The 14,684-nt window shown below is 59.7% G+C and carries 15 protein-coding genes; 8 read left to right on the top strand and 7 right to left on the bottom strand.

The window, feature by feature from the left end; translation table 11 throughout:
* Positions 1-211 (bottom strand): hypothetical protein (locus ACIP8I_RS15785; protein ID WP_400762249.1); only part of this gene is annotated, 211 nt, incomplete at its 3' end.
* Between the two features lie 79 nt (positions 212-290).
* On the opposite strand from ACIP8I_RS15785, the gene ACIP8I_RS15780 reads away from it, so the two are divergent.
* From ACIP8I_RS15780 to ACIP8I_RS15770, 3 genes are all read left to right on the top strand, one after another.
* Positions 291-1,259: a polyprenyl synthetase family protein gene (locus tag ACIP8I_RS15780; protein ID WP_007963807.1), complete on the top strand. Its 969-nt coding sequence runs from the start codon at positions 291-293 to the stop codon at positions 1,257-1,259.
* Between the two features lie 160 nt (positions 1,260-1,419).
* Positions 1,420-1,761: a zinc ribbon domain-containing protein YjdM gene (locus ACIP8I_RS15775; protein ID WP_400762247.1), complete on the top strand. Its 342-nt coding sequence runs from the start codon at positions 1,420-1,422 to the stop codon at positions 1,759-1,761.
* A 207-nt stretch (positions 1,762-1,968) separates the two neighbouring features.
* Entirely contained in the window at positions 1,969-2,226 is a 258-nt protein-coding gene (locus ACIP8I_RS15770) for a hypothetical protein (protein WP_003228365.1), read from the top strand.
* 131 nt (positions 2,227-2,357) lie between these two features.
* On the opposite strand, the gene ACIP8I_RS15765 is transcribed toward ACIP8I_RS15770, so the two are convergent.
* The 3 genes from ACIP8I_RS15765 to ACIP8I_RS15755 form a co-directional block, all read right to left on the bottom strand.
* The gene (locus ACIP8I_RS15765; protein ID WP_007963802.1) at positions 2,358-2,975 is read right to left on the bottom strand and encodes an FKBP-type peptidyl-prolyl cis-trans isomerase; all 618 of its coding nucleotides are present in this window, start codon (positions 2,973-2,975) and stop codon (positions 2,358-2,360) included.
* Positions 2,976-3,094: 119 nt separating this feature from the next.
* Positions 3,095-3,400, bottom strand: a complete 306-nt coding sequence (locus ACIP8I_RS15760; RefSeq protein WP_007963800.1) for a DUF6482 family protein — start codon at positions 3,398-3,400, stop codon at positions 3,095-3,097.
* A 135-nt stretch (positions 3,401-3,535) separates the two neighbouring features.
* Positions 3,536-4,024 (bottom strand): TIGR00645 family protein, encoded by a 489-nt coding sequence (locus tag ACIP8I_RS15755; RefSeq protein ID WP_007963798.1) that lies wholly within the window; start codon positions 4,022-4,024, stop codon positions 3,536-3,538.
* Positions 4,025-4,198: 174 nt separating this feature from the next.
* Here ACIP8I_RS15755 and ACIP8I_RS15750 point away from each other — a divergent pair, with 174 nt between their 5' ends.
* On the top strand, positions 4,199-6,031 hold the full coding sequence (locus ACIP8I_RS15750) for a hypothetical protein (protein ID WP_400762244.1): 1,833 nt from the start codon (positions 4,199-4,201) through the stop codon (positions 6,029-6,031).
* A 6-nt stretch (positions 6,032-6,037) separates the two neighbouring features.
* Here the strand turns inward: ACIP8I_RS15750 and ACIP8I_RS15745 are convergent, their stop codons facing one another.
* Both ACIP8I_RS15745 and ACIP8I_RS15740 read right to left on the bottom strand, forming a co-directional pair.
* Positions 6,038-6,367, bottom strand: a complete 330-nt coding sequence (locus tag ACIP8I_RS15745; protein WP_007963794.1) for a hypothetical protein — start codon at positions 6,365-6,367, stop codon at positions 6,038-6,040.
* A 323-nt stretch (positions 6,368-6,690) separates the two neighbouring features.
* On the bottom strand, positions 6,691-9,129 hold the full coding sequence (locus ACIP8I_RS15740) for a Lon protease family protein (protein WP_400762242.1): 2,439 nt from the start codon (positions 9,127-9,129) through the stop codon (positions 6,691-6,693).
* Positions 9,130-9,428: 299 nt separating this feature from the next.
* Here ACIP8I_RS15740 and ACIP8I_RS15735 point away from each other — a divergent pair, with 299 nt between their 5' ends.
* The 4 genes from ACIP8I_RS15735 to ACIP8I_RS15720 all read left to right on the top strand — a co-directional run bounded on the left by ACIP8I_RS15735 (position 9,429) and on the right by ACIP8I_RS15720 (position 13,173).
* Positions 9,429-9,917, top strand: a complete 489-nt coding sequence (locus ACIP8I_RS15735) for a DUF3015 domain-containing protein (protein ID WP_007909797.1) — start codon at positions 9,429-9,431, stop codon at positions 9,915-9,917.
* Between the two features lie 269 nt (positions 9,918-10,186).
* Positions 10,187-12,040 carry a DUF4105 domain-containing protein gene (locus ACIP8I_RS15730; protein ID WP_400762240.1) on the top strand — a complete coding sequence of 618 codons (1,854 nt, stop codon included), beginning with the start codon at positions 10,187-10,189 and terminating at the stop codon, positions 12,038-12,040.
* 211 nt (positions 12,041-12,251) lie between these two features.
* Positions 12,252-12,608 carry a hypothetical protein gene (locus tag ACIP8I_RS15725; protein ID WP_400762238.1) on the top strand — a complete coding sequence of 119 codons (357 nt, stop codon included), beginning with the start codon at positions 12,252-12,254 and terminating at the stop codon, positions 12,606-12,608.
* 70 nt (positions 12,609-12,678) lie between these two features.
* A complete protein-coding gene (locus ACIP8I_RS15720; protein ID WP_400762236.1) occupies positions 12,679-13,173 on the top strand; it encodes a GreA/GreB family elongation factor in 495 nt (164 codons plus the stop codon).
* Here ACIP8I_RS15720 and gdhA read toward each other — a convergent pair.
* Positions 13,170-14,507 (bottom strand): NADP-specific glutamate dehydrogenase, encoded by a 1,338-nt coding sequence (gene gdhA, locus ACIP8I_RS15715; protein ID WP_400762234.1) that lies wholly within the window; start codon positions 14,505-14,507, stop codon positions 13,170-13,172. The two genes, ACIP8I_RS15720 and gdhA, sit on opposite strands and share 4 nt — an antisense overlap.
* Positions 14,508-14,684: the final 177 nt, after the last annotated feature.

Below are 14,684 nucleotides of genomic sequence, written 5' to 3'. Positions count from 1 at the left end.
CATAAGCGACCTTGTATTGCTTACCGCCGGTAACGATAACTGCGTACATGGTATTTCTCCGATAATCCTGCTCACCCAGCTCTTTATAAGAAGAGGTATTGGCTGGCATGGCTGCATGGGGCTGGAACGGCCCAAGTGCAATTGCGTAAGGCAGGTGCTGCCCAGGAAGTTCAGGGTGCGCGATTGTACGCAAGCATCGAGAGTCACGCAAGTGGCCGTCCATCGCGCCTTGACAGGCCCCGGTGGGGGTCCTAGCATGCCGCGCAACCCTTCTGGAGCAACTGTCGCTGATGCAACCCCAAGCTTTCTACCGCGCGGTGGCGGACGATTTTAGCGCCGTCGACGGCATCATCAAGAAGCAGCTGACTTCCCGAGTGCCGCTGGTATCGAAAATCGGCGATTACATCACCTCGGCCGGCGGTAAACGCCTGCGTCCTTTATTGGTGCTGCTGTGTGGCAAGGCGCTGGGCCGCGAAGGCGATGACCTGCGTCTGCTGGCCGCCACCATCGAATTCCTGCACACCGCGACCCTGCTGCATGACGACGTGGTCGACATGTCCGGCATGCGCCGTGGCCGCTCGACCGCCAACGCCATGTGGGGCAACGCCCCAAGCGTACTTGTCGGCGACTTCCTGTACTCGCGCTCGTTCGAAATGATGGTCGAGCTGGGTTCGATGCCGGTGATGAAGATCCTGTCCCAGGCCACGCGCATTATCGCCGAAGGCGAAGTGTTGCAGCTGTCCAAGGTACGCGACGCCAGCACCACCGAAGAAACCTACATGGAAGTCATCCGCGGCAAGACCGCGATGCTCTTCGAAGCTTCGACCCACAGCGCTGCCGCACTGGCCGGTGCCACCGCCGAGCAGAGCGAAGCCCTGCGCACCTTCGGTGATCACCTGGGCGTGGCGTTCCAGCTGGTCGACGACCTGCTGGACTACAAGGGCGACGCCGAGACCCTGGGCAAGAACGTCGGTGACGATCTGGCCGAAGGCAAGCCGACCCTGCCGCTGATCTACACCATGCGTGAAGGCACGCCGGAGCAGGCTGCTCTGGTGCGCCAGGCGATCCAGAAAGGCGGGATCGAAGACCTGGAAAGCATCCGCATCGCCGTGGAAGCCTCGGGTTCGCTGGAGTACACCGCACAACTGGCCCGCGACTACGTGGCCCGTGCGATCAAGTGCCTCGACGCGCTGCCGGCCAGCGAATACCGCGATGCACTGGTAGAACTGAGCGAGTTTGCAGTCGCCCGCACGCACTGATATCGCTGAAGCAAGATCAAAAGATCGCAGCCTTCGGCAGCTCCTACTCAAATCATCTGTAGGAGCTGTCGAAGGCTGCGATCTTTTGCTTTCAGCTCCCCATACAAAGAAAACCCTATACAATGTGCGACTTTTAGCGATCCCCTACCAAGGAGCCTTAGTGAGCACGTTGCCACCCTGCCCGAAATGCAATTCCGAATACACCTACGAAGACGGTGCCCAACTGATCTGCCCTGAGTGCGCCCACGAGTGGTCGGCCAATGGCGAAGCCGAAGTGACGTCCGATGATGCCGTGAAGAAAGATTCGGTCGGCAACGTGCTGCAGGACGGCGACACCATCACCGTGATCAAGGACCTGAAGGTCAAGGGCACCTCGCTGGTGGTCAAGGTCGGCACCAAGGTCAAGAACATCCGCCTGTGCGATGGCGACCACGACATCGACTGCAAGATCGATGGCATCGGCCCGATGAAACTCAAGTCCGAGTTCGTCAGAAAGGTCTGATCCTGCTGTCATCCATCCCGCGCCCGCCGCGGGATGGTGAATTGCCCTCCCCGCTTTCCCCTCCCGCATTCTCGCGTAATAGCCAGACGCCAGCCGATTTGACCTTACGCAATCTTTACCCGGAAAAAATCGCATTCCGCCAATAGGCACTTGCTATTTGACGAATAAGAATTATTCTCATTGAAACCTTTCAAGGAGATGAGACCCATGACTTATTTGATCGACGCCTGGCTGGATCGCCCACATCCGTACCTCAGGATCCTGCATCGGGAAACCGGCGAAGTCTGTGCGGTACTGGAAGAAGAAGCCCTGCATGAGCTGCAGGATCAGGGTGATCTGGACGTCAGCAGCCTGAATTCCAGCGAACCGCTGGTGCTCAAGGAGCTGGTGCGCAATCTGTTCCTGTTCTGCTATGCCCGGGCCTTGCGCCCGACCAATGAGCTGCATCACAAGATCGAAATATGAAGCCCCAACAAACTGTAGGAGTGAGCCTGCTCGCGATAGTGGCCTATCAGGCAACTGAGCAGTCGACTGAACAGACGCCATCGCGAGCAGGCTCACTCCTACATTAGCCCGCCATCAAGGCAGGCCAGGCATTACAGAACGTCCAGCAGCTCGACGTCGAATACCAGAACGCTGTGCGGCGGGATGCTGCCAACGCCTTGGGCGCCGTAAGCCAGTTCGCTCGGCACGTACAGGCGCCATTTGCTGCCGGCGTTCATCAGTTGCAGGGCTTCGGTCCAGCCGGCGATCACGCCGCCTACCGGGAATTCCGCTGGCTGACCACGATCGTAGGAGCTGTCGAACACGGTGCCGTCGATCAGCATGCCGTGGTAGTGAGTACGCACGGTGTCTTCACGGGATGGCTTGGCGCCTTCGCCCTGGGTCAGCACTTCGAATTGCAGACCGGAAGCCAGGGTGGTGATGCCTTCTTTCTTGGCATTTTCAGCCAGGAACGCACGGCCTTCGCCGGCAGCAGCTTCAGCCTTGGCGGCGGCTTCGGCTTGCATGATTTCGCGGATAACCTTGAAGCTGGCGGACATTTCTTCCTGGCCAACACGGCTTTCCTTACCGGCGAATGCGTCGGTCAGACCGGCCAGGATCGCGTCCAGGCTAACACCCGGTGGCGGGTTGTCGCGCAGCTGGTCACCCAGCTGACGGCCAATACCGTAGCTGACGCGGGTTTCGTCGGTGGACAGATTTACTTCGGACATGACAATGCTCCGCTCTGGGGCGATCCGGAAGGAAATATTCTTACAAACCCCTCCGAAAAGCCCTACATGAAAAAGGGCGAGCAGACTAGCACAGATGCCCAGAGGATGGGACGCAAGGCCTACAGGGCCGAGCGCCAGGCCAGCGGCACTTTCAGGCTTTCTTCGCCACTGGCGCCCAGGCCGCACATTTCATCGTGCACCGAGGTGTGCACAAGGTTGAACGGCAGCACCGGAAAGTTATGCAGCACATCCCGCGCATGCTCCACCGAACGCAACATCAGCATGTTGCCCTTGGGATCACTCAGCGGATACGCCGCCCCATGCATCCGCGCCTCGAGCAGATAAAGTCCGCCCTCCATGGAGATCAGGTTCAGCTCATCGACCTTTCTGGCGATGGCAAACGCATTCAATTCTTGCAGGTTCATGAACGCACCTCGTGCGGTGGCGAGCCAGGACCTCTACAGGGATATGCCCGCGCGCACCAAAGCACAAGCCACAAACGACACCGCCCGTCTGTTTCGCAACAGACGGGCGGTGTTTTTGCAGCGATCAGCCAATGATCAGTGCTTGGTGAGCTTGTCCAGATAGCCCATGGCAAACGCCGAGATCACGAAGGTCATGTGGATGATCACGTACCACATCAGGTGCTCGGGATCGACGTTCTTGGCATCCATGAAGATCCTCAGCAGATGGATCGAGGAAATCGCCACGATCGACGCCGCCACTTTCATCTTCAGCGACGAGGAATCCATGGTGCCCAGCCAGCTGAGCTTCTCTTTGCCTTCGTCGATGTTCAGCTCGGACACGAAGTTCTCGTAGCCGGAAATCATCACCATCACCAGCAGGCCGCCCACCAGCGCCATGTCGATCAGCGACAGCAGCACCAGGATCAGATCCGATTCGGCCATGGAGAACACGTTGGGAATGACGTGAAACACTTCCTGGAAGAATTTCAATGCCAGCGCCAGCAGCCCGAGGGACAGCCCGATATAGATCGGCGCCAGCAGCCAGCGCGTGGCGTACATTGCATTTTCGATAAAGCGTTCCATTGACTCTCACACAATAAGGATTGAAATCGGCGGCGAGTATACCAGCCGCCCGTGACGACCAGAAACCGCCCGGCTCGCACCTCCAATCACTGCAACCTGCGTGTGTAGGTGATTTTTTTTCTGCTACTGTCCAAACCATTGACCGCCTAGCGAAAGTGGACAGGACGACTGGAAATGCATGTGCGATTACCGTTGACGACTGCCGGAATTTGCCTCGCTCTGCTGCTGGGTGGCTGCTCGCCCGGCGAAGAGAAAAAACCCTCGGTCAGCCTCGACGCGAAGACGGCAACGTTCGAACACTCACTGGACGCCATCACCGACCCGAAACTCAAGGACGCCGTAACAGAACTCGGCGGTTCGCTGCTGCTGCTCGAACGCGCGCAGCTCAAGCTCGACAGCACCCCGCTGAAAACCGTCTACGGCGAAGACACGCTCGGCATCCTCAAGCACTACCCTTCGCCGCAGGCGCTGGTCGATACCTTTATCAACGGGCTGTTCGTGCTGCACAAGGACGCCAGTTCCGACTACCTCACTGACCTGCAACCGGTGTTCCCCTTCAACCTTAACATTCCCGGCGGTTTCCTGTTCCCGCATGGCGTGGAATGGCAGTCGGTGACCCTAAGCAACAAGCGCGTGATCGCTTATCAGCCGGAGTGGTCGGAAACCGATCCCGGCATTCAGTTGAGCCCGTCCAGTTCCAACGTCAACAACCCCGATGACCTGACCGTGACCTACCCGTTCATCGAAGGGTTGGACGTGGACAAGAAGAGCCAGCCACAACCGGTGAGCCTGCAAGGCAAAGTCGAAGTCATCGCGCCGCGTCGCTTGTTCAGCTTCAACCTGAACCAGAAGGATGTCGGCCAGACCCGCACCGACGACAACCTCAGCGTCACTCTGCTGAAGCTTGAAAAGAACTACGCCGAAGTCGAATTCAGCAACAGCCTGCCATTGGCACCTGAGGTCGAGGGTGCGCAGCTCAATCCAGTCATCGTTCAGGCCCGCGACCCCAGCGGGCAATACCTGGTGCGCGCCGGTTCGATCAACGAGAGCCCGGCACAAGTCGCCTTCTACGAGAAACAACTGGCGCATCTGCAACAGCAGAAAACCTGGAGCGAGGCGTTGGAAAAACAGCTCGAGGACGAACAGCAGACCTTCGAGCAGCAGCATCCGCGCCGCTACAACAAGGTCTACTTCAATGGCCCCATCGATACCCTGGAAGTCAGCGTGCTCGATTTCTCATCGGCAACCGTGACTCGCAAGGCGCTGGACCTGCCGGTGCGCACCTTCAGTCAGCACACCACCGAAAAAGCCATCCAGCCGCTGGACCCGGCGGTGGTCGTCTATGACGACCTGGCGCCGAACTGGCTCAAGGGCGCGAGCCTCACCGAGGAAGCGTTGAAGGCCGGCATCCGCATCCATCAGTCCGTGGAGGATCCGAGCGCTGCACGCATCGAGTTCTCTCACCGTCGAACCTTCAACGATGAGCTGCTCGGCGATGACTTCAGCCCCGGCGAGAGTCCCGTGACCTTCTTCACCGAGAAACGCAGTGGCAAACTCGATGAGCCGATCGAACTGCCGCCCGAGGCGTATCAGGTCGATCCGCTGCAAGCGACGATCACTTACGATTTGAACCTGTTCCCGGAAACCCCGGCGATTGCCGTGGGCTCGATGCCGTTGTTTCTCGCGACCGTCGACAAGCAAACCTACGACGCCAGATCCTTGCCCAAAGGCCTGGAGATCAAGAACAACATGCTGGTGGTGGACTTGAAACTGTTCCCGGCCAACGCCTGGCGATTCTTCGTCAAGGACGACAGCGGTAACTACCTGAAACAGATTCTTTCGGTCAGTCACGACGCGAGTGCGGATGGTCCGGCGCTGTTCGGCGTGCATTACTTCTATGGCCGTCCAACGCATGTGGAGACCTATCAGAGAACCGAACTCAATACCGTTCAATACGGCTTTGAGGTCAAGCTCGACAAGGCGCAGCAGTCCGACACCGCGCCATGATTGCGCCTAGTGGTCGAACACGCCGACCGTACGCCCACGCCCGCCATTGATCTGGCGCAGCTGGGCTTGCAGGTGCAGGCTCCAGATCTGCGGATCGTCGGCCAGCTCGTAACCGTGCATCGTCAGGCTTTCAACAATGGTGTCGAGAATCGACTCGGCGGCGACCGGCCCGTGAAACGGGCCCTGAGCCTTGATGGCGGAAGGTTGTTCACCGGCCATGCCGGCAGCGAAGAGCAAGGTCCACATGCCGTTATCGCCGGCCAGCGGTTTGATGGCGCATTCGATGCGGGTCACAAGACCCAGGCATTGACGGGTGAGGCAGAGGTTGCGCGACATGGCGGCGACCCTCGGTAAAACCTGTATTCAGCCTTCACGCGAAGGCTGTTTCGATCCAGTGATACTGTCGATGTCCTTGAGCTGAGAATAGAAGAAAAGTCCGCCGCGCAAGCCGGATGGAACCAGAAGGCGCCGAATGGTCATTGTGTGAATATTGACGTCAGAGTAGTGGCACTTTTCCTGATGATCACCGCAAAAATCAATCTGGAAAACAACTGTGGGAGCGAGCTTGCTCGCGAATGCGGATGTTCAGGCAACTAAATGTCGACTGGTATGCCGCCTTCGCGAGCAAGCTCGCTCCCACAGGATTTGCTCCAGACTTTTTAAGCTGGTTTGGCCTCTGCCAACGCCTCCTGCGCCAATTCCTTCTCGGCCTCTTTCAGATCGTCTTCACTGATCATCTCGGCAATCACCCGCAGACGCTCGACCACGCGCGCATTGACGCTGCCCTCAGGGAACTGACCGTCAGCATCCGGCTCACCGGCCGGCTCGCCGACCAACAGGCTCAACGCCTCGTCTGCCTGACGCACCGCGTACACGTGGAACTGCCCGGCGCGCACCGCCGCCAGCACCTTCTCGTCGAGCATCAGCGTGGCGACGTTGGCCTGCGGAATGATCGCGCCTTGCTCGCCGGTCAGCCCGCGGGCTTCGCAGAGACGGAAGAAACCTTCGATCTTCTCGTTGACCCCACCGACCGCCTGCACTTCACCGAACTGGTTGATCGAACCGGTGATCGCAAAGCACTGCTTGAGCGGAGTTTTCGACAGCGCCGAAATCAGCGTGCACGCCTCGCCCAGCGACGCACTGTCGCCATCGACATAACCGTAGGATTGCTCCAGCGCGATGCTCGCGGAGATCGCCAGCGGGAATTCCTGGGCGTAACGGCTGCCCAGATACCCGGTGAGAATCATCACGCCCTTGGAGTGGATCGGTTGCCCAAGGTTGACCTCGCGCTCGATGTCGACGATACCGCTGCCGCCCGGGTACACCGTGGCGGAAATCCGCGCCGGCACACCAAACGCCGAATCACCGACTTCGAGCACAGTCAGCCCGTTGCACTTGCCAACCGCGGCGCCGTCGGTGTCGATCAGGATGATCCCGGCGAGCATGTCGTCGAGAATCCGCGCCGATACGCGGCCAGTGCGAGTGGCTTTGGCTTTCAGCGCACGCTCGATGTGCCCGGCATCGGTCATTTCATCACCGGCCAGGTGACGAATGAAATCCGCCTCGCTGACCAGTTGGAACAGATCGCCGATCCGCGCCGACAAACGCCCCTGATGCTCGGCCAGCCTTGCGCTGTAGGTCGCCAGACGCGCCACCGCATCAGCCGTCAGCGGCGCCATGCCTTCTTCCGAAGTGCGGGTTTTCAGCAACTGGGCGAACTGCTCCAGGCTTTCGTCGACCATCGGGATGTCTTCGTCGAAGTCGACCAGTACGCGGAACATCTCCTGGAAGTCCGGATCCAGATCCTGCAGCGTGTAGTACAACTGCCGCGCACCGATGATCACCACTTTGACCTGCAACGGAATGTGCTGCGGGTTGAGGGTCACGGTGGCGAAACGGCCCATCTCGCCCAGCGGTGATTCCATCTTCAGCTTGCGCGATTGCAGGGCCCGCTTCAGCGCATCCCACACGAATGGCTCGCTGAGCATTTTTTCCGCTTCAAGAATCAGGAAGCCGCCGTTGGCACGGTGCAGTGCACCCGGGCGCAACTGGCGATAAGTCGTGTAGAGCGCACCTTGATCGGTGGTGTACTCGATGCGCCCGAACAGGTTTTCGTAAGTCGGGTGCGGCTCGAAAACCACTGGCGCACCGCCGCTGGCCGGATGGCCCACCACCAGGCTCGGCGCGTATTGCTCTTCGAGCAGCTTGCGCGCCACGGCGTCGGTCTTGCTGTCGTCGACCAGTTGCTCGACCACGGTTTTCAGCAGATACACCTGCATCGCTTGCAGGTAGCCGCAGACCGCGGCGTTCTCCGCGTACTTCTCGGACAACGGCGAGAGCAACGGCTGCAAGGCCAGGGTGATGGTTTCTTCGTTGAGCTGACGCAGCTGATTGTTCGACTCGCGCTTCCACTGCGGCAGGCTCGCGAGTTCTTCGTTCAGGCGTTCTTCGAGGCCGGAGATGTCCTCGTGGAAACGCTCACGCTCGGCTTCCGGCAATTGCGAGAACTCGGCCTCGTCCAGCGCCTTGCCTTCGAGCATCGGGGTGAAGGCGATATTGCTGCTGTCACGGTACAGGGCGACGTCTTTCTCAAGGGCCAGACGCTCGATGACGTCCAGCGCCTTGTCGTAGCGCTGGTTGAAGGCGCGGTCGATGGCGCTTTTCTTTTGCTGGTAGGACGGGTGTTCGAACACCGCAGGGAAAGTCGCCAGCAGGTTGTCGATCAGCCCGTTGATATCGCCGATGAACGCAGCGGCCGTTCCCGAAGGCAGTTCCAGCGCTCGCGGTTCGCGCGGCTCATCGAAATTGTTGACGTAGACCCAGTCCGCCGGGGTCTGCAGGCGTTTGCCTTCGGCCTTCAGGTAGCGTTTGACGAACGAAAACCGGCCGGTGCCCGGTTCACCCATGACAAATACGTTGTAACCGGGGCGTGGCATGGCCACACCGAACTGCAAGGCTTCGACCGCACGTTCCTGGCCGAGCACACCGCGAAAGGGCTCCAGATCATTGGTGGTAGTGAAGCTGAACTGTTCAGCGGAAAACGGACGAGTCAGCGCTTCGGGCGCTATACGCAGGCTGGCAGCAACAGGATCAGGCATCGGGCTTCCTTAACAATCAGGCGGGGCAGATAGCGGCATTCTGGCGCTGCCCGTGCCCCACTGGCAAGGCGCGCCACACGACAAAGCATAGACAACCGGGCCATCCCGCTTCGCCCCCCGTGAATCCGGGGTTATCGCCAAATCTTTTGTAAAAAATCACGGAACCCCCGGAACGTGCCTAAACTCCAAACTGCGCGGCTGGAACTAATACCGGCCCACTGGCGCTTCAGGGGTCTGTTATCACAGAGCCTGGGGGTCAGAACCCTGTCCATTGGTATGCACACAAAGAGAACAAAGCTATGAAACGGATTCTTCTCGGTACTCTCTTCACCGCTGTTTCCATCAACGCCATGGCGCAAGCCCCGGGTGGCCCGGATTGCGGTTGGGGCAACATGCTGTTCGAAGGTCAGCGTGGCACCCCGGCACACTTCCTGGCATCCACCACTAACGGCACCTCCGGTAACGCTACGTTCGGTATGACTTCCGGCACCAACGGTTGCTCGACCAACGCGTCGCTGACCTACGGCGGTAAATCCTGGTTCGCCATGAATGGCATGATGAACGAGCTGTCCGAAGACATGGCCAAGGGCAACGGCGAAGCGCTGACGACCTATGCCGTGGTACTGGGCGTTGCGCCGGAAGACCGTGCGCACTTCGCTGCTGTCACTCACGAGCACTTCCAGCAGATCTTCAGCAAGGCTGACGTAACCGCCGAAGACGTGCATACCAACACCCTGGCCGTTCTGAAATCAGACCCACGTCTGGCCAAGTACGCAACTCAGGCTTAAGCTCGACCCCACCCGCTTCTTTCGGGAAGCGGGTTTTGTTTTTTTATGGCCCACCCTTTTTGAGCAATGCAAGTCAGTTGTGACATGTGCCGAGCCCTGTGGCGAGGGAGCTTGCTCCCGCTGGAGTGCGCAGCGCTCCCGGTTTTCAAAGCGGGGCCACTGCGCGCCCCAGCGGGAGCAAGCTCCCTCGCCACAGGGTTGGTGCGGGTTTGACTGATCGGCATTAATGCCTGGGGTCTTTGTCTTTCTTTCGACTTAAGTTGCCACTTATGCTCAAACGCCTTGCCTGGCTGGCGCTCTGTGTCTGCGCCCCGCTGTCCGCCGCGCCTCACATCGACCCTCAACGTTTGCAGCAACTGGCCAACGACCGCTTCTGGATTTCCCTCGGTCATTACGAAACCGCCAAGCTTGGTGGCTGGCGCAGCTATGTCAGCGACAGGAAATTCTTTCTTGCGCCCGATGGCAACGAACACCCCGACCATGAACTGGCTGCCACCGTGCAGGCACTGTACGCCCCCGCCAGTCTCGGCGAGCAGCATGCGCAATGCGTCTACCCGGCGCGCACCCGCTGGCTGAAAGCGCAGCTCAACCTCAGCGACCTGCCCGCCCCCGATTGCGCCGAATTCAACAAGTGGTTCAAGGACGTCTCGCCACACAGCGCGGTGATGATCTTCCCGGCGGCCTACCTCAACAGCCCGTCTTCAATGTTTGGCCACACCCTGTTGCGTATCGATCAGGCCGACGTGCAGGCCGACAAGACCTCGCTGCTGAGTTATGCGATCAACTTCGGCGCCTACATCGAAGGCTCGGACAACAGCATCCTATATGCCTGGAAAGGCTTGATGGGCGGCTATCCGGGGCTGTTTGCGCTGGTGCCCTACCAGGAAAAACTCTCCGAGTACCGCAGCCTGGAAAACCGCGACCTGTGGGAATACCGGCTGAACCTGACACAAGCAGAAACCGCACGCATGGTCGAGCATGTGTGGGAGCTGAAGCAGATCCAGTTCGACTATTTCTTCTTCGACGAAAACTGCTCCTATCGCCTGCTCGAACTGCTGCAGGTGGCGCGCCCGAGCCTGCGCCTGACCGAGCAATTCCCGCTGACCGCCATCCCCACCGACACGGTCAAAGCCGTGAAGGAAGCCGGGCTGGTGGAAAGCATCGAATATCGCCCGTCACGCGAGCGTGAATTGCTCAGCCGCGCCGAGCCGTTGAACAAGGAAGAACAGCAATGGGTGCTGAAAGTCAGCGCCGATCAACAGGTGTTGCAGGAGCCGACCTTCAAGGCCCTGCCCCGGGATCGTCAGGCGCTGATCATCGACGCCGCGTATCGTCTGGAACGCTACCGCGCCAACGGTCAGGAGCGTGATGCGCAACGGTCGCAGCGCAGCTTCGATCTGCTGCGGGCGATCAACAAGAACCCGGCGCCGGAGCTGCAGATCCCGCAACCGGGGCTGCCCGAAGACGGCCACGAATCACGCACCTGGCAGGCCGGCGTCGGCACACGGGGCGATCGTGCCTTCGGCGAGTACGGTTTGCGCATGGCCTATCACGATCTCAACGACAACGCCGAAAGCTTCCCCCTTGGCGCGCAGATCGAAATCCTGCAGATGAAGCTGCGCCAGTATGAAGGCAATCAGTGGCAATTCCAGCAACTGGACCTGGCGACCATCCGCTCGCTGACCCCGCGCAATGAGTTGCTGCAACCACTGTCTTGGCAAGTCACCGGCGGCCTCGAGCGCGTACCGGGCAAGCATGATGACGAAAACCTGGTCAGCCACGTCAACGGTGGTGGTGGCGGTACTTGGCAGTTAGGCGAAGACACGCTCGGCTTTGCCCTTGGCACGGTGCGTATCGAGCACAACAATGACTTCGCCGGATTCGTCACGCCGGCCGCAGGCTTCAACACCGGCGTGCTGTGGAAAAACCCGTTGGGCAATCTCAGCGTCGAAGCCAAGGGCGATTACTTCACCAACGGCGAAGTACGCCGCAGCCTGAGCCTGAACCAGCAGTGGGAGCTGTCACGCAACCTCGGTTTGCGCCTGACGGCGCAGCGTGAGTTCAGTCATGTGGCGACGCCGGAAACCGAGGTGATGCTTGAGGTGAAGTGGTATCACTACTGATCCGGAACCTAGCCCCATGTAGGAGTGAGCCTGCTCGCGATAGCGGTAGGTCAGACACAGCAACAGTGACTGGTAAATTGCTATCGCGAGCAGGCTCACTCCTACAGGGATTTGTGGTGTTCAACGAATTACCTACATGCCTTTCACCAACGTCCGACGAATCACCTTCTAGACTTTCCCCATAAGCCGAAAATCGGCGCGGGAGAGTGCGATGTGGCGGTGTGCGGGTTTGCTGGGTATTTTGCTGTTGCTCGGGGGTTGCCAGACCACCCACGAAGACTTGATCGCCAAAGGTTATCCACCGGCCTTCGCCGACGGTTTTGACGATGGCTGCATCAGTGGCCGGCAAGCCGCCGGTTCGATCAGCGGCGAGTTCCGCAAGAACGTGCCGCGCTATCTCAAGGACAAGCAATACGCCGAAGGCTGGACCGACGGCTTCCGCCAGTGTCAGGCAATGCTGGAAAACAAGGATCGCGAAGAGTATCGCAATGAGCACTGGGACGAACGCGAGCGCGCCTGGCAGCAACAGAAAGATCAGGACGCCGGGCGGGCTTATCGCTCGCAATAGGTCGCTTCCAGACATCCAGTGAAACCAAATGCCGGCGACCATGGCCCAATTCCTATAACAGGAGGACACCATGAGTCGCGCTTTCGTCAACGAAGATAACGCCGCCGCCCAAGCCGATCAGCCCGTCGAACGGCAGGTCAGTGCGCAGCCCAATTACGTCACCCCCCAAGGATTGGCGCAGTTGCAGGCCAAAGTCGCCGAACTGCAAGCCCTGCACGCCGAGCAATCGGCCAAGGGCGAACAAGCCGACAAACAGCGTCAGGCCGATCTCGAAAGAGATTTGCGCTACTTCAACCAACGCCTCGCCAGTGCACAGGTCGCTGCTCCCGCGACTTCCACCGACAAGGTGCAGATCGGCAGCTGGGTGACCTACGCCGACGAACACGACACCGAAAGTCGGGTGCAACTGGTCGGTGAGGATCAGGCCGACGCCAGTCAGGGCCTGATCAACTGGGCTTCGCCGCTGGGTCGGGCACTGCTAGGTGCCCGGCTCAATGACGAAGTGCTGTGGCAGCGCCCCGCCGGCGATCAGCTGATTGAAGTGATTCGCATCGAACCGGCTTAAACCACACCCTGCGCGAGCATCGCATCGGCGACTTTGACGAAGCCGGCGATGTTCGCGCCTTTGACGTAGTTGATCCGTCCGTTCTCTTCGCCGTAATGCACGCAGGCATGGTGGATCGACTGCATGATCGCGTGCAGCTTGCTGTCCACCTCGCCGGCCGTCCACAGCAGGCGCATCGCGTTCTGCGACATCTCCAGGCCGCTGACCGCGACCCCGCCGGCGTTCGATGCCTTGCCCGGGGCAAACAGGGTGCCGGCCTCGATGAAGATATCCACAGCCGCAAGCGTAGTCGGCATGTTCGCACCTTCGGCCACACACACGCAGCCGTTGCGCAGCAGCGTACGAGCAGATTCGGCATCGAGTTCGTTTTGCGTGGCGCAGGGCAGCGCGATGTCGCACGGCAGCGACCACGGCAACTGACCGGCGCGGAATTCCAGACCGAACGCCGTGGCCAATTCGCTGATGCGTCCACGTTTGACGTTTTTCAGTTCAAGCAACGCCTGCCACTGTTCCTCGCTCAGGCCCGATTCGCAGTACAGCGTGCCTTCGGAGTCGGACAGCGAAATCACCTTGCCGCCCAGGTCCATGACCTTGCGCGCTGCGTACTGGGCGACGTTGCCGGAACCGGAGATCGCCACGCGCTTGCCTTCGACGGTCTGCTCGCGGCGCTTGAGCATTTCTTCAGCGAAGTACACGCAGCCGAAACCGGTGGCTTCCGGCCGAATCAAGCTGCCGCCGTAGGTCATGCCCTTGCCGGTCAGCACGCTGGTGAACTGGTTGCTCAGGCGTTTGTACTGGCCGAACAGGAAACCGATCTCGCGCGCCCCGACGCCGATATCGCCGGCCGGCACGTCGACGTCAGCGCCGATGTGGCGGTACAGCTCGCTCATGAACGCCTGGCAGAAACGCATGACTTCGGCGTCGCTCTTGCCCTTCGGATCGAAGTCCGAACCGCCCTTGCCGCCGCCCATGGGCAACGAGGTCAGGGAGTTCTTGAACGTCTGTTCGAAGGCGAGAAACTTCAGCACGCCCAGGTTCACCGAAGGATGGAAGCGCAAGCCGCCCTTGTACGGGCCGATGGCGCTGTTCATCTGGATGCGGAAACCGCGGTTGACCTGAACCTTGCCCTGATCGTCGACCCACGACACGCGGAACACAATCGCCCGCTCCGGCTCGCAGATGCGTTCCAGAATGCCCGAGGTCAGGTAATGCGGATTGGCTTCGAGAAACGGCCACAGGCTGCGCAGGACTTCTTCGACAGCCTGGTGGAATTCGGGTTGATCCGGGTCGCGTTTTTTCAGGCGGGCGAGGAAGGATTCGACGGATTCGATCATGGGAAAAGTCTCGGCAAATTTATTGTCGTTGGAAGCGATTGAGCCGGACTGTAACAAACGAATTGCGCACAGGAACAGCGCAAAATGTCGCAGTTATGAAATTAAATGGTGCACAGGATATAAATCAGGTGGTTTTTTGAGCGGGTTTTGCACCTGAATGGGGAGATAAGATTGAAG

The organism is Pseudomonas sp. NPDC088414, assembly GCF_044753325.1.
Classification (GTDB): Bacteria; Pseudomonadota; Gammaproteobacteria; order Pseudomonadales; family Pseudomonadaceae; genus Aquipseudomonas.
Note: the sequence above shows the minus strand (reverse complement) of the source record. Positions and strands in the feature narration are given on the sequence as shown.

What these genes read in the sequence shown, in the direction of transcription:
- ACIP8I_RS15780 (WP_007963807.1), top strand. Translation starts at nt 291, where the DNA reads ATGCAACCCCAAGCTTTCTACCGCGCGGTGGCGGACGATTTTAGCGCC.
- ACIP8I_RS15770 (WP_003228365.1), top strand. Translation starts at nt 1,969, where the DNA reads ATGACTTATTTGATCGACGCCTGGCTGGATCGCCCACATCCGTACCTC.
- ACIP8I_RS15765 (WP_007963802.1), bottom strand. Translation starts at nt 2,975, where the DNA reads ATGTCCGAAGTAAATCTGTCCACCGACGAAACCCGCGTCAGCTACGGT.
- ACIP8I_RS15760 (WP_007963800.1), bottom strand. Translation starts at nt 3,400, where the DNA reads ATGAACCTGCAAGAATTGAATGCGTTTGCCATCGCCAGAAAGGTCGAT.
- ACIP8I_RS15755 (WP_007963798.1), bottom strand. Translation starts at nt 4,024, where the DNA reads ATGGAACGCTTTATCGAAAATGCAATGTACGCCACGCGCTGGCTGCTG.
- ACIP8I_RS15750 (WP_400762244.1), top strand. Translation starts at nt 4,199, where the DNA reads ATGCATGTGCGATTACCGTTGACGACTGCCGGAATTTGCCTCGCTCTG.
- ACIP8I_RS15745 (WP_007963794.1), bottom strand. Translation starts at nt 6,367, where the DNA reads ATGTCGCGCAACCTCTGCCTCACCCGTCAATGCCTGGGTCTTGTGACC.
- ACIP8I_RS15740 (WP_400762242.1), bottom strand. Translation starts at nt 9,129, where the DNA reads ATGCCTGATCCTGTTGCTGCCAGCCTGCGTATAGCGCCCGAAGCGCTG.
- ACIP8I_RS15735 (WP_007909797.1), top strand. Translation starts at nt 9,429, where the DNA reads ATGAAACGGATTCTTCTCGGTACTCTCTTCACCGCTGTTTCCATCAAC.
- ACIP8I_RS15730 (WP_400762240.1), top strand. Translation starts at nt 10,187, where the DNA reads ATGCTCAAACGCCTTGCCTGGCTGGCGCTCTGTGTCTGCGCCCCGCTG.
- ACIP8I_RS15725 (WP_400762238.1), top strand. Translation starts at nt 12,252, where the DNA reads ATGTGGCGGTGTGCGGGTTTGCTGGGTATTTTGCTGTTGCTCGGGGGT.
- ACIP8I_RS15720 (WP_400762236.1), top strand. Translation starts at nt 12,679, where the DNA reads ATGAGTCGCGCTTTCGTCAACGAAGATAACGCCGCCGCCCAAGCCGAT.
- gdhA (WP_400762234.1), bottom strand. Translation starts at nt 14,507, where the DNA reads ATGATCGAATCCGTCGAATCCTTCCTCGCCCGCCTGAAAAAACGCGAC.